The 21,667-nt window shown below is 36.3% G+C and carries 12 protein-coding genes; 7 read left to right on the forward strand and 5 right to left on the reverse strand.

Annotated features, from left to right (window positions below; translation table 11 throughout):
* Position 1 precedes the first annotated feature (1 nt).
* The 4 genes from E4T88_RS13755 to E4T88_RS13770 form a co-directional block, all read right to left on the reverse strand.
* Positions 2 to 7,099, reverse strand: coding sequence for a type I polyketide synthase (locus E4T88_RS13755; protein ID WP_135106381.1), 7,098 nt, complete (start codon positions 7,097 to 7,099; stop codon positions 2 to 4).
* A gap of 53 nt (positions 7,100 to 7,152) precedes the next feature.
* Positions 7,153 to 8,514 carry an MATE family efflux transporter gene (locus E4T88_RS13760; protein ID WP_135106383.1) on the reverse strand — a complete coding sequence of 454 codons (1,362 nt, stop codon included), beginning with the start codon at positions 8,512 to 8,514 and terminating at the stop codon, positions 7,153 to 7,155.
* Positions 8,515 to 8,854: 340 nt separating this feature from the next.
* Positions 8,855 to 11,311 carry a DsrE/DsrF/DrsH-like family protein gene (locus E4T88_RS13765; protein ID WP_135106385.1) on the reverse strand — a complete coding sequence of 819 codons (2,457 nt, stop codon included), beginning with the start codon at positions 11,309 to 11,311 and terminating at the stop codon, positions 8,855 to 8,857.
* A 47-nt stretch (positions 11,312 to 11,358) separates the two neighbouring features.
* Positions 11,359 to 11,718: a MarR family winged helix-turn-helix transcriptional regulator gene (locus E4T88_RS13770; protein WP_135106387.1), complete on the reverse strand. Its 360-nt coding sequence runs from the start codon at positions 11,716 to 11,718 to the stop codon at positions 11,359 to 11,361.
* A 456-nt stretch (positions 11,719 to 12,174) separates the two neighbouring features.
* On the opposite strand from E4T88_RS13770, the gene E4T88_RS13775 reads away from it, so the two are divergent.
* From E4T88_RS13775 to E4T88_RS13805, 7 genes are all read left to right on the forward strand, one after another.
* Positions 12,175 to 12,870 carry an ABC transporter ATP-binding protein gene (locus E4T88_RS13775; RefSeq protein ID WP_135106389.1) on the forward strand — a complete coding sequence of 232 codons (696 nt, stop codon included), beginning with the start codon at positions 12,175 to 12,177 and terminating at the stop codon, positions 12,868 to 12,870.
* Positions 12,871 to 12,883: 13 nt separating this feature from the next.
* A complete protein-coding gene (locus tag E4T88_RS13780) occupies positions 12,884 to 14,137 on the forward strand; it encodes an ABC transporter permease (RefSeq protein WP_135106391.1) in 1,254 nt (417 codons plus the stop codon).
* 15 nt (positions 14,138 to 14,152) lie between these two features.
* Positions 14,153 to 15,409 carry an ABC transporter permease gene (locus tag E4T88_RS13785; protein ID WP_135106393.1) on the forward strand — a complete coding sequence of 419 codons (1,257 nt, stop codon included), beginning with the start codon at positions 14,153 to 14,155 and terminating at the stop codon, positions 15,407 to 15,409.
* 37 nt (positions 15,410 to 15,446) lie between these two features.
* On the forward strand, positions 15,447 to 16,562 hold the full coding sequence (locus tag E4T88_RS13790; protein WP_135106395.1) for an efflux RND transporter periplasmic adaptor subunit: 1,116 nt from the start codon (positions 15,447 to 15,449) through the stop codon (positions 16,560 to 16,562).
* 24 nt (positions 16,563 to 16,586) lie between these two features.
* Complete coding sequence (locus E4T88_RS13795; RefSeq protein WP_135106397.1) at positions 16,587 to 18,068, forward strand: TolC family protein; 1,482 nt, start codon at positions 16,587 to 16,589, stop codon at positions 18,066 to 18,068.
* A 164-nt stretch (positions 18,069 to 18,232) separates the two neighbouring features.
* Entirely contained in the window at positions 18,233 to 18,808 is a 576-nt protein-coding gene (locus tag E4T88_RS13800; protein WP_135106399.1) for an NfeD family protein, read from the forward strand.
* A 53-nt stretch (positions 18,809 to 18,861) separates the two neighbouring features.
* Positions 18,862 to 20,424, forward strand: coding sequence for a flotillin family protein (locus E4T88_RS13805; protein ID WP_135106401.1), 1,563 nt, complete (start codon positions 18,862 to 18,864; stop codon positions 20,422 to 20,424).
* A 132-nt stretch (positions 20,425 to 20,556) separates the two neighbouring features.
* Here E4T88_RS13805 and E4T88_RS13810 read toward each other — a convergent pair whose 3' ends face one another.
* Positions 20,557 to 21,615, reverse strand: coding sequence for a class I fructose-bisphosphate aldolase (locus tag E4T88_RS13810; protein WP_135106403.1), 1,059 nt, complete (start codon positions 21,613 to 21,615; stop codon positions 20,557 to 20,559).
* Between the last annotated feature and the right edge of the window lie 52 nt (positions 21,616 to 21,667).

The raw sequence follows: 21,667 nt of genomic DNA on the forward strand, positions 1-21,667 counted from the left end.
GTCAATTATTTAAAAAGCTTTTTACATCATCTGCTCCACCCATTACCAGTATATGGCTCTCTTTTCCATATTTAAGCTCATTTACAAAATATTCAGCTCCTTTCTTGAGAGGGATCAACGAAACACCACGCTTCTTGAATTCAACTTCTAGTGTTTCATTCACCATCCCGGTTCCTTTCCAAGGTCCCCAATTGATAGTTAGTATCCTGGCTTCAATTTTATCATTCAAGATCGGAGCAATATGATCGAAAACACTATTTGCTGAAGCATAATCCGATTGTCCCTTGTTTCCATAAGCTGATGCAACGCTACTAAACATTACAAAAAGTTTCAGGTCGGAACGTAGTTCATCCAATAAGACATGCAGTGGAGTAATTTTGGTAGAATACACTTTATAGAAAGATTCAAAGGTTTTATGTATAAATAATTTATCGTCCAACAAACCTGCAGCATGAAATATTCCGTCTATTCTGTTATAGGTATCATATGTTTTTTTGATAAAATCTCTCAGTTCTTCTTCATTTTTTATATCTAAGGATATATATTTTACTTTCGCTCCGTTTTGTTCTATTTTTGCAACATTTTGATTTATCTGATTAGTCTTGAATATCTTTTGTACTTTCTTCTCTATTTCGCCGGGAGATTTCATATTTTCTTCAGTGATCAGATATCTGCGTATCTTATCCTTCGAGTCCAATGATTTATACTTATCAAACTCTTCTGTAGGAACATCTGAACGTCCTACAAGAATATAGTTACAGGGATATTCTTTTGATAGTTCGCTAATCAACTCCGGCGTAATCCCTTGTGCCCCGCCAAACACAACAACTACAGCATCTTTGTCGAGAGAAAAATGAGAGCTTCCATTTTTGACAAGAGTGACAGGTTTAGGTTTTGCAAAATATCTCTTATTATCCTTATAGATTATTTCTGTATAAGCATCATCTTGTGTTAATAATTCATCTACAGCAATTTGAGATAGAAGATTTGGTTCGAATATAGAATGTGATACTATTGCCCGGAAATTAATTGTTGGGAACTCATGATCAAGGCTCTTTATCAGTCCTGGGAAGCCTTGAATTTCTTTCAACTTAGATACCCCTTCGGTCATTTTAATATTACCAAGTACATCACTGAATGTATACACCCATTTAATCCTAGCAAGATCTACATTCTTGATCATACTAAACACTTCTTTGATACTGTATTTTCGAGGTGATGTCGAAGAGTTGAATATCAACAGGCCATCATACTGAGTAAGATTCTCATCTCCTTGTATCAAGTCAACAATAGCTCCATTTCCCTCTATTGATGCTTTTATATTTTGAGCATATCCACAACCATCATCAGTAAGGGCAAACCGTTTTCCTTGTATTTTATTATTTTCGGAGTTTAGGGTTGTTTCTTCAAGTTCAAAACTCATTCTTATCAATTCACCCTCAATGGTATCACTTTCTTTTACTGCTATCTGTTCTATTTGAGACTGGGATATAGAATCTTTATTCTCAACACCATTAGCCAACTCTCTTATCCAATCAATTAATCCATTAAGAGTTTTTACTGAAGCTAGTTTTTCAATTGTATCATCAGCATCCTCAATACTACCGGATATATTTAGTTTTTCTCTCAATGAGCCTATAATCTCCATACGTTTGATAGAATCAATACTTAGATCAGCTTCCAAATCCAAATCCAAACCAAGCATATCGGCTGGATAACCAGTTTTTTCACTAACGGTTTCAAGAAGCAAAGTCTTAATGTCATCAATTGTCACGGCTTGAGTTTGAATAGGAGCAACAGAATGAACTACATCTGGTATAATTGCACCTTGTGTCTGACTGATACTTGGATTGGCTAATTCCTTAATCCAATCGATCAAACCATTAAGAGTTTTTACAGAGGCAAGCTTTTCTACTGTATCTTCAGCATCTTCCATGCTCCCTGATATATTAAGTTTTTCTCTCAATGATCCAATAATTTCCATTCGTTTGATAGAGTCTATACTCAGATCTGCTTCTAAGTCTAAGTCAAGACCTAACATTTCGATCGGATAGCCCGTTTTTTCGCTAACGGTCTCGAGTAATAGACCTTTAATATCGTCTATAAATAAGGCTTGTGTTGATGTTCCAGCCGATTTAGAAGAAGAAGTATTTATGCCCACAGGTTCTTGTCTCTGCTCTACCTGTTGTGAAGAAGTGTTCATCGGTAACACTTGTACTTGTTGTACAGAGTTCGTTTGTATTGGAGTTGATATATTATTGGGAGTATGACCTAAATAGCCCAGCATAACATCACGCTGGCTTTGCAGCATCATTCTCATACTATTCAGATACTCTAATATTACTTGATCAGAGGATGAAAGTCCTGAAGTGGAATTATTATTTAGATTATTCGTCATGTTTTCTAAGTTCATTATAGGTTGTGTTATCGGATATGCTCCTGTTGAAGGCATTCGTCCATCAGTAGGTATAGCATTATGACCATTAATATGCCAAACAATAGGACTCTTCTTATATTGTTCAGGCTTATCAATGTTTACTATCGATGTATTGCGCTTTTCAAAGAGTTTTTCAACGTCAACAGATCTTCCTGTCGACAAATATTTTGCAATAGTATGCAAGATGAAAGTTACTCCATTGAAACTTTTATTTTCTGTTTCAAAAGCAGAGACTTTATCCCCTAAGATGGATTGTACAAGTCCAGTAAGAACTCTACCCGGTCCAACTTCAATAAATATACGTGCTCCTTCATTGTACATATTTTCAACTTGCCGGGTAAAAAGTACAGGTTTAATAAGATGCTCCGATAATCGGTTTTTTATTTCTTGTTTTCCTGTAGGGTAATACTCTGCTGTTGTATTAGACCATACAGGTATATTTAGAGTCTTAAAGTCAACCTTCTGTAACACATCGGCATACAACTCTCTTGATTTATGCAAAAGAGGACTATGAAATGCACATGCAACATTAAGTTCTTTATACGCAATATTTTTATTACTTAGTTTTCGCATAAAAGAATTGATTCCTTCGGTAGAACCGGCTAGGACTATTTGTTTCGGAGAATTGAAGTTCACAGCCCATACATCCTTTTCACCATCCAGTAGCGTAATTATCTCTGTTTCGGGAAGACTAACGGCTATCATCTTTCCTTTGTCTTCTTCTATTGCATCTAATATAGATAAAGCTCTTTTATGACTTAATGGTACTAGCTCTTCTGCATCAAAAGCACCGGCAAAACATAAAGCCGCCAATTCTCCATAGCTATGACCTGCTACCATATCAGGAATAATACCTAGTGATTTAAGAAACTCAGCAAAAGCAAAATCTACAATACCCAATAATGGCTGGGCATTTCGTGTATCGGTGATAACTTCCTCTTGCTCTTTACGCGTTTCTTCATCGAAGGCTGAGTATGGAAATAGTATCTTCTCATATTCTTTATGTTTAGTAAGTAAGCGACGCATTGCGGGAAAGACAACAAACATATCCCGAGCCATATTTACTCTTTGGCTACCTTGTCCGGAAAACATAAATGCAATCTTTCCTTCTTTCGCATTTTTAAAATAAATCCCATATTCTTCTTTTGCGGCAAGTGCTGCATCAATTCTATTTTGTAATTCTTTACAATCACTAGCAATTATAGATACTTGAACTTCTTTCTTGCTGTTTACAGCCAAACTGTAAGCGATATTTTTAATATTGATTGTATCATTGTAGCTTAGCAGTTCTTTTATTTTCTGTAATTGTTGTTTAGCTTCTATTAGTGAATCCCCGCGAAATACAAATAGTTCTGATGACCATAGAGGTAAACTGCTATTATGTTCTTCCTCTTTTTTATGATTTTCCATCACTACATGGAAATTGGTTCCGCCAAAACCAAAAGCACTAACTCCTGCAATTCTTTTTTCACTGTCCCAATATCCCGAGTGAGAATTAAACACAAAAGGACTGCTGTCCTTATCATAATAAGGATTTGGTTTATTCAGGTGCAATGTCGGCGGTTGAACTTTATAGTAGATAGACAGGGCTGCTTTGATAACGCCAGCAATACCTGCAGCACATTTAGCATGTCCTATTTGTGTCTTTACAGAACCTAGTAATGTTTGACCTTTAATGGCGCCTGATTCAAGAAACATATCTGTTAATGCTCGCAGTTCTGTTCGGTCTCCTACTACTGTTCCCGTGCCATGAGCCTCTATCATTTCTACCTGTGATGGTAAAATTCCTGCATTCTGATAAGCTCTTTGTAATGCCTTTATCTGTCCTTTTCTGTTTGGAGCGGTCATTCCCAGGCTTTTTCCATCACTACTACCTCCCATTCCTTTGATAACAGCGTATATCTTATTTCCATCACACTCAGCATCAGCTAACCGTTTCAGCACTAAAACGCCAATGCCTTCTCCCAAGGCAATACCATCCGAATCTGCATCGAATGAGGCAGAGTAACCTTTACGGGATAATGCATGCGTACATGAAAACATTAAGAAGTCGTTGATTCCGTTATGTAAGTCGGCTCCACCTAAAAGTACCATATCAGAGCGATTGGAGAATAACTCCTGACAGCCCAGATCCAATGCTGCAAGAGAAGAAGCGCAGGCTGCATCTACTGTATAGTTACGTCCCCCCAGATTTAAGCGATTGGCTATTCTACCAGATATTACATTTGATAATACTCCTGCAAAAGAATCTTCATTAAGGCGAGGTAGGGAATTTTTCAATACATCTGGTAATTCTCCAAAAACCTGTTTTGCATAGGCTCTGAAACCATAACTTGCCGCTAGTTCTGTTGCTCCTTCTGCACCGAATATAACGGAAGTGTTTTCTAAATCAATTTCGGACAGGTTTTCATATCCTGCATCTGTTAATGCTTGCTTAGCCACCAAAAGGCTCAGTAATTGTGTCGGTTCTATAGACGCAAGTGATTGAGGTGTCATTCCGAACTCAAGAGGATCAAAATCTATCGATGGGATAAATCCGCCCCATTTCGAGACCACTTTATCTGTATCAGTAGAATTTGAATCATAATATAGATCTTTATTCCAGCGGCTATCGGGAACCTCTGTGATACAATTTTTGCCAAGAACGATATTTCTCCAATATTCTTCAATATTATGCGCATCGGGGAAAATACCCGAAATTCCGACAATCGCTATATCTAATGGTTGTGTATTTGATGTTGGCAAAGCAATATCGGGCAGTTGAGAAAGTAGCTCGTTATTATCTACAGCTACATGCTTATGCAATTCATACAGAGTCATTTCTTTTTGATTGAGAGCTGCTATTTGTCCTATCATGTAAAGACCTTTTTCTTTTTGCTCTTCCTCGTTCAATTTTACAAGATCAGTCCCTATACGTTCAATGCCTTTGGTTGCAATTCTTGAACGACCAAGATTAAGCTCCTCTAATCTGATCCAAATTTCTTTACTATCTAGGTTTTGCCGTTGTAGTTTTTCTTTTTCCTTACCGAAATATTCTGTAAATGGAGATTTTAGAGATTGTGTTTCTTGTCCGGGGGCAGCTTGCAGAATAACTGTTGCATTTTCTTCAATCGCCAACTTTTGGAATTCAGGGAGGATGGCTTTTGTCTCTACGGCTTCTTTTGTATAAAGATATGAAGACCCCATTAACACCCCTATTTTAGCACCTTTAGCATCGAGTGTGGCAGACATTATAGATACGAACGCAGAAGAAAATGCATTATGTATCCCACCCGCAAAAAAGACACTAAATGCAGACAGATTATCTTCTTTTAGTAATCTGTATATCTGTCTTTCCCATAAGATAAAGCTGGAAAGAGGGCCTATATGTCCCCCACTTTCACGTCCTTCGAATACAAAGTTCTTCGCCCCTTCCTTAAGAAATATATCCAACAATGTTTGAGATGGAACATGAATAAAAGCTTTGATACCTTCTTTTTCAAATGGTTTTGCCAAAGCTTGGCTTCCTCCGGCGATAAGTACCACGGGTGGTCTGTACTCCAATATATATTTCGTTTGCTCTTCGCGTTGTTTTGTAGGAATAAAGCCGAGTAGCCCCACGCCCCAGACTTTATCGTTGAGTAACCGACTAGATTCTGCTATCAGGCTGCGGGCAGCATCTCCGGTCGTCATACTCATGGCTATAAAAGGTAATGCTCCCGCATCAGCTACACTACAAGCAAATTCAGGGACATCGCTTACTCTGGCCATTGGACCTTGTGCTATTGGGTATTTTATACCTAAACTTTTTGCGAGTTTACTATCTGATTTGATTGTTTGCAGTCTTTTTGCTTGCTGTATATGACCGTATATAGCCTCATAGAAACTAGAAACGAAAGTGTTAAGGTTTTTATATTTTTCTACAAAGTCAATAGATAATGAAATATCTTGTCCCATAGGTAAGATATTCTTATTAATATCTAATCCTCCCAATAATGGTATAATATCCGAATATTTAGTGTTGACAGGTAATTTAGGAGAATTTTTCCTCAACAATATTCTGAAATTGTCAATTACAGTAGTCTCACTCCCACTCAGTTTACTAAAAATATTTTTCTGATCTTTGGTTAATCCACATTCAGGAAATAAGGAAATCTGACTATCCAGAATAACCCCCTTCGCTCCTAAAGCTAAACAAGCGGCAGAAGTATGTATACCGACTCCTCCTTGTATATAAATATTTATTCCTTTTTTTAAATATTTATTCGCTATACTTTGGAAAAGGATGAATGCGGACTGCGCTGACACTTTTCCCGCTCCTTCATTTCCTTTTACGATAATATTACTGATACCGCTATCTATTACTCTTGCAGCTTCATCTAAAGAATGTACCTGACATAATTTTTCTATATTTTCGCTTACAGATATATCCATACCAGCAGGAAAAATCACTCTGCTTACATTCGGTGGAAGGTCTAATTTTAATGTAGTATCATCTACAAAACAAACCCCAAAAGATTCTGTTGTAGATTCACTCATAATATCTAAGGATTCTTGTGCTTTTTGCAGATTCCGACCAAGATGCAATACGGGATATGCACCGGTCTTGATCGTATCTAAAGCTAAAGTAGTATTCGGTATCTCGAAAGGAGATACGATAAGTAGCTCTTTGTAATGTTGCATTATTAAATAGTTGTAGTTTGTTTTTGTTTGTCTTTCTTGTTTTATTATCTAATCTATTGCATATATATATATTTTTCTTTAAGTTTATGTATTTGCCCAATATAAATAATAACAGCTAATATTGTTGATGCAACATCAGCTAATGGTATTGAAATCCAGACCCCATCCAATTGAAAAAAAAGAGGTAAAATAAACAACAACGGTACTAGAAAAAGAAATTGCCGTGTTAGACTTAGCATGATTGCTTTCGTGGGCATTCCTATAGATTGGAAAAAATTAGAAATGACCATTTGTAACCCACTAAGAGGTAATACAATCGTTATTATTTTTAAAACTCCGGAAGCTTTACTCGCCAATGCAGAAGTAGGGTTAAATGGCCTGACTGCAATATCTGAAAAGAATAATCCACCTATCAAACCGAGAAATCCGATACCGACGCCGGCTTTTATGGCCTGATTTACTGTAGATATAACTCTTTCTATCTTTTTAGCTCCATAATTGTACCCAACTATAGGTTGCATCCCCTGTGTCAAACCAACAATAATAAGTACAATAATAAGATTTAATCTATTGGCTATGGCATATGCTTCTATGGCAATGCTGTCTCCATAAGTACTTAATCTGTTATTTATAAAAAAGACAACAATGGAAGCTGCTACTTGCATAAGAAATGGAGAGACACCAATACTCATTATAGCCCATACAATTTTTTTATCTAGATTTAACTTATGCTTATGTAGTGTTAATGTGTTATTTCTTTCAAGAAAATGAATCATAAAGATAACGAAGGAGATAAACGCTGCTATTGAAGTGGCAATTGCAGCACCTCTCATCCCCCATTCGAATATAAAAATGAAAATAGGTGCAAGGATGATATTTAGAATAACACCAAGCAGCATAATATACATTGCTTTTTGAGGATAACCCGAAGCACGCATAACACTGCTCAATACGAACCCTAAATTAAGAAAGATACAACACGGTAGATAATAGATTAAAAACTCGCGAGCAAAATGATAAGTGTCTTGTGTTGCTCCGATTATATGTAATAGTGGATCGATAAAGATATAGGTCAAAAGAACGAAGAATCCTGTTAATAGTATTATCAAAACCAGAGCATTACCTAGTGCTCTATCCATCTTATCTTTGCAACCTTCACCCATATAAATAGCAAAACGAGTGGCAGCACCTGTACCGACGAATGCTCCTAATGCAGTAAAGAATGTCATTATAGGAAAAACGATTCCTAGCCCACCAATTGCATGATCTCCTAAATTAGGCCCATGTCCAATATAGATACTATCCACAATATTGTAGATGGCAACAACTAAGGAACCGATAATAGCCGAAATGGAATATTCTCTCAGTAGTTTTGTCGTTTGTTCTGATTCTAATCTATTTAGTATAGACCCCATTATTTTATCTGATTACTAAATGTTATCCAGGCAAAACATTAGTAATGTATGTAAAGTCAATGTTAAAGAAAAAATATATTTATAGTCTCAAGCCACAAACTTATATAAATATATTATACTAAACAAATAAAAATAATTATTGAACAAAGAATAAAGCCCCTACAAATTATCTGAGAAGGAATCTAAATCTATGAAATTTATTGTTTTTTAATTTAAGGATATTATATCTACTTTCTTTTTGTATAGGTGCAAAAACATAAAAAGAACTCCCCTCTCACCAGAATAAATAGATCAGGTGAGAGAAGAGCAATTCGGGTTTTGTCTTATATATATAAAAATATTAAATGAATAGATTTACATTTGCATTTTCTGCTCTATCGAGATAAGCGGCAACACCACCAATCGTAATATTATCTATTAATTCCTCTTTTTTTATACTCATTACATCCATCGACATAGAACATGCAATAAATTCGACACCATTATCTAAAGCCTGTTGCATAAGACTTTCAAGGCTATCTACGTTTTTATTTTTCATGATACTACGCATCATTTTACTACCGATCCCTCCCATATTCATTTGAGATAGGCCTAGTTTTTTGCTGCTGGATGGCAACATCATGCCAAACATTTTTCCCATAAAGTCTTTTCTTACAGTAGGCTTTTTCTCCTTTTTTATTACATTAAGACCCCAGAATGTAAAGAAGATACTTACTTTTTTACCCGTAGCTGCTGCACCATTAGCTATCACAAATGAAGCTAGAGCTCTATCCAAATCGTCACTAAATACTATGAGCGTTTTATTATCTCTAGCGATAGCTGGTGTGGTGTAAGAAGCATTTTCTTTTGCTATCTTTTCTACAATAGCAGTTATTACCCCACCGGAGTTATTCATACTTACTAGTTTTGCGCCAACCATACGGCACCAGCCATTTAAGTCTTCACCAAAAGCCTGATCTGTAACGCTGATTTCGAGGCGGTCGCCTAAATTTATTTCATCGTAATTTTTCTTCAATTGCATAATCGGACCAGGACATTGTAATCCACAAGCATCTATTTTGATTGTTTTAATCATTGCACTTTCTTTATTTTCCATCTCTCCATCATCTTTAATAAGTGTATCACAAAGACCTTCACTCGTTGTATTATCAGCAATAGCACAAGAGTAAGTTCGATATCCTCCCGAAAGGTTATAAACGTCTGTATAACCGTGCTGCATAAGAATCCGCGAGGCAATATACCCACGTAATCCAACAGCGCAATAAACTATAATCTTTTTATCTCTCGGCATTTCATTTAGACGACTTCTAATCTCATCGACTGGTATATTAATTGCACCTTCAATATGTCCAAAATCATATTCTTCCTTTGTACGTGAATCTATGATCATAGCTTCTGTTTTATCTACGTTGAGGATGTCACGCCATTGTATAATATTTACTTTCCCTTTTAAAATATTCTCTGCTACAAATCCGGCCATATTTACGGGGTCTTTGGCTGACGAGTATGGAGGAGCGTAAGCGTGTTCTATCTCCTGAAGATCATAAATTGTACCTCCTTTTTTTATAATCTGAGCAAATAGGTCAATACGTTTATCAACACCATCATAACCGACCACTTGAGTTCCCAGCAATTTGCCATCTTTAGGAGAAAAAATTATTTTGATCGATAATGGTAGTGCTTCCGGATAATAGCCTGCATGCGAACTTCCGTGCGTATATGATGATATATGCTCTATTTTCTCTCTGTTTAGTAATTTTGAAGAAGCTCCTGCTGCTGCGACAGTCAGATCAAAAACCTTAGCGATAGAAGTTCCTATAGTACCCTTATATATATACTTATTCCCTTCTAAAATATTATCGGCCACTATACGAGCTTGTTTATTTGCCGGACCGGCTAGCGGAACTAAAGTATGTTTATTAATAATCGGATTAAACACTTCAGTAGCGTCACCTAGAGCATATACGCTACTATCTGACGTCTGCATATAGTCATCAACTTTGATGCCTCCCATAGAGCCAAGTTGCAAGCCTGCGTCTTTAGCTAATTTTACTTCGGGACGAACTCCGATGCTTAATATAACCATGTCTGCAGTAACACTTCCTCCACTTTCCAATACGACGTTTATACCATGCTCAATTGATTCGAACTGTGCAACACCCTCCTCGAGCAAAAGAGATACATTTTTTTGAATAAGGTGCCGGTGTACAATAGAAGCCATAGAAAAATCGATTGGAGCCATTACTTGGTTACTCTTTTCAATCAACGTTATATCTAATCCTGCATCATGTAGATTTTCTACCATTTCCAAGCCTATAAAACCACCGCCTATTACCACAACCCTTCGGGGCTTATGTTGGTTTATATAGCTTTTTATTTTATCCATATCAGGTACATTCCTTAAGGAGAATATACGACTGTCTTCTATGCCCGGCATTGGAGGTTTGATAGGTTCTGCTCCTGTAGATATTATTAGTTTGTCATAACTTTCTGTATAATCTCTATTGGCTGCAATATCATGGACTTTTACTGTTTTATCTTTCAGGTCGAAACTTGTCACTTCGGATCTTACACGGATATCTATATTAAAACGATTGATGAAACCATCTACTGTTTGTACAAACAACCTGTCTCGTTCACTAATTGTACCGCCAATATAATAAGGAAGTCCACAGTTGGCATACGATACGTACTCTCCTCTTTCGAAGAGTATAATCTGAGCATTTTCGTCCATTCTTCTGAGTCGTGCAGCTGCTGTTGCACCACCTGCCACACCTCCAATTATAAGTATTTTCATAATTTATATTGTAAATATTTGTTATTAGCAATTATGTGATTAAAAAATTATGCTGATATTTCTACCAGTTCTTTTATCAATGCAGATAAATTAATTTCATGTTTCATCATTTCTTTTATTTTCTTTCTCCCTTCCTCTGTCAAGGAAAAAATCATTTGCCTTTTATCTATAGAACCCATTTCTCGCAATATATACCCTTTTGTTTCTACAGTATTTATTATACGTGATACTCTGGAATTAGACAACCCCACAAATTCACAAATCTCATTTGCTGTTCTTGGCTTCTCATCCTTCATGCAACATAAAACCATCCCTTCGTTAATGGTTATATTATTCTTTTCGGCAAACTCTTTCTCAAAAGTATAAAGAGACTTATATATGTTTTTTAGTTTACAAATTGACTCCATTAAAATATTTGCTATTGGAAAATATTTGCAAAGAAAAATAATATTTTTCTATTGACAAAATGTATATGAATAATATTCTAGATTTTTTAAAAGATGAAAATACTCCAATTTTATCGCATACCATGCCTGCTATCTTTCTATTTAATATATGATTCTATGATTTATTTCAAATATGCTTTCTTCTGAAAAAAATTAGCAATACAAGGCTCCCTAAGCATATCAAAAAAATAAATTTATAAGCAAAAGTTGTATTTTCTAAATTTAATTATTCATCTTTATATCATCTAATTACAGAATTATATAATTTTTTAATGTTAAAATATCAAAAAGGTGTAACCTTTTTTAATTTTTAACGACATATATAGTAAATGTTTCTAGATACAATGTCGTGAAACTTTATCAAAAGTTAATTCTGTGTGGCAGTAGGTTCTTCAAATATAATAAACAACAGCGAACGTGATAAGAATAAATAGTTTAAACAAAACTTATTGGGGAAAATCGCCTTTACATGTATTGAAAGGGATTAATATGGATGTGGAAAGAGGTGAGTTAGTCTCTATAATGGGAGCTTCCGGTTCCGGGAAATCCACCTTGCTTAATATTCTCGGCATTCTGGATACCTATGATACCGGTGAATATTATTTAGATAATGTCCTAATCAAAAATTTGAGTGAAACCCAAGCAGCTGAGTTGAGAAATAAGAAGATTGGTTTTATATTCCAGTCCTTCAACCTGATTACATTCAAAAATGCTGTAGAAAACGTAGCGTTACCGCTATATTATCAGGGAGTTTCTCGAAAAAAACGTAATAGTATAGCTATGGAATATCTGGATAAGATGGGACTAGCGTCACATGCGAGCCATATGCCTAATGAACTCTCAGGAGGACAAAAACAGCGTGTCGCAATTGCCCGGGCTCTAATAGCCCAACCCCAGATAATACTGGCCGATGAACCTACAGGAGCCTTGGATAGTAAGACCTCAAGAGATGTAATGCAATTACTTCGACAGATCAATAACGACGACGGTATAACCATGCTTATTGTAACCCATGAGCAATCTGTGGCTGATGCTACAGATCGAGTTATCCATATAAAGGATGGAATTATAGGTTCGATAGAAGTAAATGAGAACCCAATAATAGCAATGTAAACCCGGATTACTTATGTTTGATTTTGATTCTATACGCGAAATATTTTCTACAATCGGCAAAAATAAGTTACGCACTTTTTTGACCAGTTTTGCTGTAGCATGGGGTATTTTTATGCTTATAATCTTATTGGCTGCAGGTAATGGGTTGAAAAATGGTGTTACTTCAAACTTTTCACGCAGGGCACAAAACTCTGTTACATTGTGGCCCGGATGGACTTCAATGGCTTACAAGGGCCTTCCGACGAATAGACAAATAAAATTTGATCAAAAAGATTATGATCTAATACGAAATAAGATACCAGAGGTAGAATATGTCTCTGTTAGGTTGAGCCAAAGAGTAACTCTATCTTATGAAAAAGAGTATGGTTCGTGGGATATAGACGGCGTGTCACAGGATGCTTCTATTATCAATAATCTGAAAGTTGCAAATGGAAATGGCCGATTTCTCAATAAAATGGATGTTGACAATCGCCGCAAAGTGATAGTTCTCAGCCCCGATATGAAAAAGGTATTATTTAAAGATAAAGATCCTATAGACCAATATGTGATTGCTGATAATAATATAGCTTATCAGGTGATTGGGGTTTACGATAATGAAGATATCTATGACAACAACCCTCCGGGCTATATTCCTTTCACAACAGCCCAGATGCTATATAACAAAGGTTATGGTTTTCGCAGGATTGATTTTACCGTAGTCGGATTGCCAACCAAAGAAGCAAACGAGAAATTTGTAGAAAGGCTCCGCCAACGAATGGGAACACTCCATAATTTTGACGCGGCCGACAGATCTGCATTGTATGTTCGCAATACGGCAGAAGACATGTTGGAAGCACAAAGTATATTCTTTATTATCACTGCTTTTATCATTGTCATCGGAATTGCTTCATTATTAGCGGGAATTGTTGGTGTAGGAAATATCATGCTTATAACGGTAAAAGAACGAACTAAAGAAATCGGTATTCGAAAGGCAATAGGAGCTACTCCTTTCTCTGTACTCAAGCTCATTATCTTTGAATCTATACTGATCACTACCGTAGCAGGCTATATTGGTATAGTCATTGGGGTTGGTATAACAGAAGGAATTAGTACAATTATGGCAAACGCACCATCGGATGGTCCTTCAATATTCAAAGATCCTACAGTAGATTTATCCACTGTAATATGGGCAACAGTGGTTCTGATTGTCGCAGGAACAATTGCTGGTCTTATACCTGCCCTGAAAGCGACAAAAGTGAGTCCAATAGAAGCGATGAGAGCCGAATAATAAAAAAACCAGAACATGTTTGATTTAGATAATTTACAAGAAATATGGGTAACGATCACTCGAAATAAGCTTCGAAGTTTTCTTACTTGCATAGGCGTTTCGTGGGGTATTTTTATGCTTATTATCCTTATAGGTATCGGATATAGCTTTCAAGGTGGTATCATGAAAAACGTAAGCGGATTTGCATCCAACTCCTGCTTCTTTTGGACAGATGTCACCAGTGAACCGTATAAAGGATTCCGTAAAGGACGTTTCTGGTCGATGAACAGAAAAGATGTTACGCTGATCAGAGAGAAAGCCCAATCTGTGGAATATATTTCTCCTGTACTCTTTGGAAATAGCGGAGATAAAAATGTTGTACGTGGACGAAAATCAGGATCGTATGGAACAAGAGGTATATATCCCGATCATTTCAATATAGAACAACAGCACATACTCATGGGACGGGTATTCAACGAATTGGATATAGCGGGCACTCGCAAAGTATGCGTAATCGGACGAGAGGTTTATGAAACATTATTTCAGCCGGGGGAAAATCCCGAAGGACAATATATTAGAGTAAATGGAATATACTTTCAAGTAATTGGAGTGATTCGTCCTAAGTCGAACATGTCGATCGGCGGAGATGTAGAATCAACGGTTTTTATTCCATTCTCTACAATGCAACAGGCCTTTAACCAAGGAGACAAAGTATATTTTATGGCATGTACGGCTAAACCAGGTTATCCAGCCTCTGTGGTAGAAGAAGAGGTTACAGCGATAATAAAAACAGCACATGACATATCTCCTACCGATGAAAAAGCCGTAGGTAGCTTTAATATAGAAAAACAGTTTCAGATTTTCAACAACTTATTTTTAGGTATTGATTTCCTTATATGGTTTGTGGGAATAGGAGCTTTGTTATCCGGCATTATAGGTATCAGTAATATTATGCTGGTAACAGTACGTGAACGAACCCGCGAAATTGGAGTGCGACGTGCTATCGGAGCGAAGCCAATAACAATAGTGAAGCAAATTTTAAGTGAAAGCTTTGTTTTAACGACAATCGCCGGATTTGCAGGCTTCTTTGCAGGAATAGCACTCATAGAAATCATCAGCTACGTCATGAGCAAAAATATAAGTGATGACGTATTTCTCATACCACCGCTAGTTTCATTCTGGACAGCAATAGCTGCATTAGGAGTATTGATCGTATCGGGTATACTTTCGGGATTGATGCCTGCAATGAGAGCACTGCGCATAAAAGCAATCGATGCTATCAGAGAAGAATAATTTACTGTAAAGAATAAAAAATAGAAAATTAAATAATATGAAAGCTTTAAAAATTATTGGACTAGTACTTATCGGATTAATTTTCGTTGGTACATTATATTTTCTTTTTAGAAAATCACAACCGAAGAAGATTGTTTATGAAATATCAACTGTAGAATCGGGAGATATAGAAAACACTACTGTAGCAACAGGTAAGGTATCACCCCGTGATGAAATTCTTATCAAGCCTCAGATTTCCGGGATTGTATCGGAGGTGCTGAAAGAAGCCGGTGATTTTGTAAAAGAAGGGGAAATTATCGCTACGGTAAAAGTAATACCAGAGGTTTCTCAGTTGAATAGTGCAGAATCGAGAGTTAATGTTGCTCGCATCAACCTGAACCAGATAAAAGCGGAATACGACAGACAGAAACAGCTTTTTGGTAAAGGTGTAATAGCCAAGGAAGAGATGGATAAATCGGAGGCAGACTACAAAAAAGCTGTAGAAGAACTCGATAACTCTAAAGATAATTTAGATATTGTAAAAAATGGGATTTCTAAAAAAACAGCACAATATAGTAATACTCAGATCAGATCTACTATTACTGGTATGATACTAGATGTTCCTATTAAAGTCGGAAACTCTGTTATTCAGGCCAATACATTTAATGATGGTACTACTATAGCTAGTGTAGCCAACATGAACGATATGATCTTTATTGGAAAAGTAGACGAAACCGAAGTCGGACGTATACATACGGGTATGCCCATGAAACTATCTGTAGGTGCTATAGAAAACAAAAAATTTGATGCTGTTCTGGAATATATTGCACCAAAAGGAGTTGAAGAAAACGGAGCGATTTTGTTTGAAATAAAAGCTGCTGCTCGTATACCTGATACAGTACTTATTCGTGCCGGATACAGTGCAAATGCTGAAATCGTATTATCTAAGGCTGAGAAAGTATTATCTATACCGGAAAGTACAATAACATTCAGTAATGACTCTGCGTATGTTTATGTGCTAAAAGATTCTATAGAACAATTATTTGATAAAAAACTAATTACTACAGGATTATCTGACGGAATAAAAGTAGAAGTAAAATCCGGGTTGAAGAAGGGAGATAAGATCAGAGGAAACGAAATTTCAGATAAATCTAAAAAAACGGCTCAAAAATAGACCGATAGGATAATATATACAATTATGAAAAAAACAATAACACTCTGTGTCCTATTAAGTTTCTGTTTTACAATACAAGCACAAACGGTAAGAAAAAGGACATATGTAGAAAAGGCTGAACCTCGTTCTGAAAAGACCTTAGATGAGACGGCAGATTCAACTAAAATATCAGAAGAACGCTCGGTAGAACCTGTACAAGTAAAAACTCCACTTTTTTCTCAAGGAACCGGGAAGTGGACATTGAAACAGTGTGTTGATTATGCAGTAGAGAATAATATTGACCTTCGACAACAATCTCTGAATGTAAAAAGTGCAGAAATAGATTTGAGCACATCAAAGAATAGTCGCCTTCCAAATTTAAACGGAAATATTGGACAAGATTTTAACTTTGGTCGTTCTATCAGAACCACAACAAATGCTGTAGGAACAGGAAATACAGGGTCTACCAGCTTTGGTATATCAACATCTGTACCTCTATTTACAGGATTCCGTATTCCAAATCAAATCAAATCGGATGAATTGAATTTGCAAGCTGCAGTCGAAGGATTGAAAAAAGCAAAAGAAAATCTAGAACTACAAGTAGTATCGTTATATCTAGATGTACTTTTCAAAAAAGAAATCCTAAAGGCATATAAAGACCAAGTATCTTATAGTTCTCAGCAAGTAGAGCGCACACAGTTGTTACTTGAAGCTGGAAAGGTTCCGTCATCACAATTGTACGATATCAAAGCGCAGTTAGCTAAAGATGAACTGAATGTGACTATGGCAAATAACGACCTTGATTTATCTCTTCTAAATCTGTTACAATCACTAAATTTGCCAACAACTAAAGATTTTGACATAGAAGAACCTAATTTAGGAGATGTTGTATATGATAATATTTCTAGTATAATACCACCCGATCAGGTTTACACTATGGCATTAGAAACAAAACCCCATGTTAAAGAGGCTCAATATAAGCTAGGAAGCTCTCAGAAATTATTAAAGGTTGCTCAGTCAGGATACTATCCTACTTTAGATATGACTATGCGCTATGGTACGGGATTTGATCGTATTTATAAAAAAGGGGTAGATCAGGAAAGCATATCTAAACAACTTAGTCAAAATCAGACTAAATATATAGGATTCTCTCTGAATATCCCGATCTTCAATCGCTTCCAAACACGTAATCAAGTGCGTAGCGCGCGATTAAGCATAGAAAACCAAACTCTAGCTTTAGACAATGTAAAACTTGCTCTATACAAGGAAATACAACAAGCATATCAGAGTGCTGTCGCTGCTCAGGCTAAATACGGCTCTACAGATAAGGCCTACGATGCAGCGGAAGAATCTTTCAAGTATGCACAAGAAAGATATGAAATAGGAAAATCTACTGTTTTTGAATTTAATGAAGCGAAAACTAAATTATTGACAAGTAGATCAGAACAGATTCAGGCGAAGTATGATTTCCTTTTTAGAAGTAAAATATTAGATTTCTACCAAGGAAAGCCTATACATTTGGAATAATTGAGTTTAATGTAGAATCAAGTGTTATCAGATTCCGTGAAATTATCTTAAGTTTCACGGAATTTTTATTTTAAAAACATGCCTTTAGAGTCAATTCTCTAGCGAAAAAATTATATATTTGTATAAAGCTTAAATATAATTAACACCATTAACTAAAACCTATAATGAAAGAGTTTTTTGCTAATATGGATGGCACTCAACAGTTTTATTGGTATATAGCCATCGGAGCGAGTGTAATATTTATTATACAAACAATAATGACCTTTGTTGGAGCCGATGCGGATACAGGTGTTGATGCAGATTTTGATGGAAATCTAGATGGCGGAGATTCTCCTTTTCAGCTTTTTTCTCTTCGAAACCTAATTAATTTTCTTCTCGGATTTGGATGGGCTGGAGTATCACTTTACAATGTTATAGAAAACAATATTCTTTTAGCTATTGTCGCGTTTCTGGTAGGAGTACTCTTCATTGCATTCTTTTTCTTTATCATGCGAGCGTTACTAAAACTATCAGAAGATAATAGCTTTAAAATAGAAGATACAATAGGTAAAACCGCAGATGTTTATCTTTCTATTCCTGCGGCAAAAACAGGAAAAGGTAAGGTCTTTATTAGTGTTAGGGGTTCTACTCATGAACTTTCAGCTATCACCAACAGCGTTGATGAAATCAAAAACGGCTCATTAGTGAAGGTTGTAGGTATAGAAGGAGATATATTAATTGTTACTCCTTTAACTCTCTAACAACTATTCTTTGATTGAACAAATACAATAAATTTTAAAATAAAACTCTTATTATGGAAGGATTATTTGAAGGAACAGGAGTTCTTTTTGTAGTGGCTATAATTGTAATATTTGTCCTCATTATGACAATGGTATCTAGGTACAAGCGTTGTCCGTCGGACAAAATATTAGTTGTATATGGCAAAACAGGAGGAGCTTCAGCCAAATGTATACACGGTGGAGGTGCTTTTATCTGGCCGGTAGTACAAGATTTTGCTTATTTAGACTTGAAGCCGATATCTATCGAGGCCAATCTGACTAGTGCATTGAGTAAACAGAACATTAGAGTCGATGTACCATGTCGATTTACTATTGCGATTTCTACAGAGAAGGAGAATATGAATAATGCGGCAGAGAGATTATTAGGCTTGACCACTTCGCAAATACAAGAATTGGCGAAAGATATCTTATTCGGTCAGCTTCGTTTGGTGATTGCCACAATGATGATTGAAGAAATCAACTCGGATCGTGATAAATTTCTGGATAATATTTCTAAAAATGTAGATACCGAATTACGTAAAATTGGTCTTAAGTTAATCAACGTAAACGTAACTGATATCAATGATGAATCAGGGTATATAGAAGCTCTAGGGAAAGAAGCTGCTGCTAAAGCCATCAATGAGGCGAAAGTGAGTGTAGCTGAACAAGAAAAAATGGGTGAAACAGGAAAGGCTGTAGCCGATAGACTTCGTGATGTACAAATAGCCGAAACACATCGGGATAGAGATGTGCAGATAGCTATAGCTCAGAAGGACAAAGAGGTTAGCATTGCCGGAGCATTCAGAGATGAGTCGATTGGTAAAGCTGAAGCAACGAGAGATACTCGTGTAAAAACGGCTGAAGCAAATGCTGTAGCAGTAAAAGGAGAGAATATTGCAAAAATAGAAATTGCAGGCTCCGATGCTCTTCGTCGTGAAAAGGAAGCAGAAGCCTTGAGACTTGCTGTTTCGTCCGAAAAAGTACAAGAAGCAAAAGCTTTGGAAGAAGCGTATCAGGCAGAACAAAGAGCCGAGTTGGCTCGTTCTGAAAGAGAACGTTCTACTCAAATAGCTAACGTTGTAATTCCTGCTGAGATAGAGAAACAAAAAATCATTATTGAAGCTCAAGCTAAGGCTGAACAGTTGAGAGAACAAGCTCGAGGTGAGGCTGATGCTATATTTGCCAAAATGGATGCAGAAGCTCGAGGATTGTATGAAATACTATCTAAACAAGCGGAAGGTTATAAAGGTGTTGTAAATGCAGCCGGAGGCGATCCTGTAGCAGCATATCAGTTACTACTGATAGAAAAGCTTCCTGAACTGGTGAAAACTCAGGTTGAAGCGATCAAGAATCTTAAAATTGATAAGATTACTGTTTGGGATTCGTCAGGTAACAATAGCAATGGTCAAACAACTACAGCTAATTTTGTTTCAGGTCTTATGAAGTCTGTTCCTCCACTCAATGATTTATTCAAGATGGCCGGAATGAATCTTCCTTCGTATCTGAAAGGCGATGCAGAGAAAGCCGGAATTACCATCCCTCTTGCGCATCCTATAGAAGATGAAAACAAGAACGAAAAGGAAGATACGAAGAAATAAAAATAAATAAAGACCATTCTTAAATCATAGAATGGTCTTTATTTTTTAATCTATTATTCTAAAAAAGAAGCCCTGTGCTTTATATACATAAGGGCTGCTTAGCAACTATAATAAAAAACACTAGATTTTAGCTCACGCTAAAGTTATTTCTTTATCCAAGTATACATCTTGTATTGTATTTATCAATTCAATACCTTCTTTCATTGGACGCTGAAAAGCTTTACGACCACAAATTAAGCCCATACCCCCTGCTCGCTTATTAACTACTGCTGTATAGACTGCATCTTTAAGGTCTGACGCTCCATGCGATTCACCACCGGAGTTAATTAGACCAACGCGTCCCATGTAGCCATTTATAACTTGATAACGGCATAAATCGATAGGATGATCGCTAGACAACTCGGTATACATACGTTCGTCCCACTTCGCAAAGTTAATGGCTTTGAATCCACCGTTATTCGTTGGAAGTTTTTGCTTAACGATATCTGCTTTTATCGTAACTCCTATATGGTTAGCCTGAGATGATAAATCTGCAGCACTGTGATAATCAACACCATCTTTCTTGAAAGAGCTATTTCTAAGATAGCACCAAAGGATGGTTGCCATACCCAATTCGTGTGCATACTCAAAGGCTTTAGAAATATCTACTATTTGTCTGCGGCTTTCTTCCGAACCAAAGTATATTGTCGCGCCTACAGCTGTAGCTCCCATATTCCATGCTTCTTTTATCGTACCAAAAAGCACTTGGTCGTATGTATTGGGATATGTTAGCAGTTCATTATGATTAATTTTTACCACAAACGGTATTTTATGCGCATATTTTCGGGCTACTGACCCTAATACTCCATAGGTAGAAGCCACAGCACTACATCCCGATTCTATAGCAAGTTTTACTATATTCTCCGAATCAAAATAAATAGGATTTGGAGCAAATGAAGCCCCTGCCGTATGTTCAATATCCTGATCTACCGGCAAAATAGACAAATAACCCGTATTAGCAAGCCTGCCATGACTGAATAGTCTTTGCAAACTGTTTAATGTAGGAATGTTACGATCCGAATCTATCCAAACATTATCTATCGCATTTGGACTTGGCGCATGTATAAGAGATTTGTCAACTGTCTTGCTTACATGCCCAAGAAGAAACTCACTTTGATCGCCTAAAATGTTTATAATTTTTGAATTAGCCATAATATATAAGTTTTGTATTTAGATTATGAATAATCAATCATGTTACTTTATA

Source organism: Dysgonomonas mossii (genome assembly GCF_004569505.1).
Taxonomy (GTDB): domain Bacteria; phylum Bacteroidota; class Bacteroidia; order Bacteroidales; family Dysgonomonadaceae; genus Dysgonomonas.

Coding starts and splice junctions, on each gene's coding strand:
- E4T88_RS13755 (WP_135106381.1), bottom strand. CDS start 7,099: ATGCAACATTACAAAGAGCTACTTATCGTATCTCCTTTCGAGATACCG.
- E4T88_RS13760 (WP_135106383.1), bottom strand. CDS start 8,514: ATGGGGTCTATACTAAATAGATTAGAATCAGAACAAACGACAAAACTA.
- E4T88_RS13765 (WP_135106385.1), bottom strand. CDS start 11,311: ATGAAAATACTTATAATTGGAGGTGTGGCAGGTGGTGCAACAGCAGCT.
- E4T88_RS13770 (WP_135106387.1), bottom strand. CDS start 11,718: ATGGAGTCAATTTGTAAACTAAAAAACATATATAAGTCTCTTTATACT.
- E4T88_RS13780 (WP_135106391.1), top strand. CDS start 12,884: ATGTTTGATTTTGATTCTATACGCGAAATATTTTCTACAATCGGCAAA.
- E4T88_RS13785 (WP_135106393.1), top strand. CDS start 14,153: ATGTTTGATTTAGATAATTTACAAGAAATATGGGTAACGATCACTCGA.
- E4T88_RS13790 (WP_135106395.1), top strand. CDS start 15,447: ATGAAAGCTTTAAAAATTATTGGACTAGTACTTATCGGATTAATTTTC.
- E4T88_RS13795 (WP_135106397.1), top strand. CDS start 16,587: ATGAAAAAAACAATAACACTCTGTGTCCTATTAAGTTTCTGTTTTACA.
- E4T88_RS13800 (WP_135106399.1), top strand. CDS start 18,233: ATGAAAGAGTTTTTTGCTAATATGGATGGCACTCAACAGTTTTATTGG.
- E4T88_RS13805 (WP_135106401.1), top strand. CDS start 18,862: ATGGAAGGATTATTTGAAGGAACAGGAGTTCTTTTTGTAGTGGCTATA.
- E4T88_RS13810 (WP_135106403.1), bottom strand. CDS start 21,615: ATGGCTAATTCAAAAATTATAAACATTTTAGGCGATCAAAGTGAGTTT.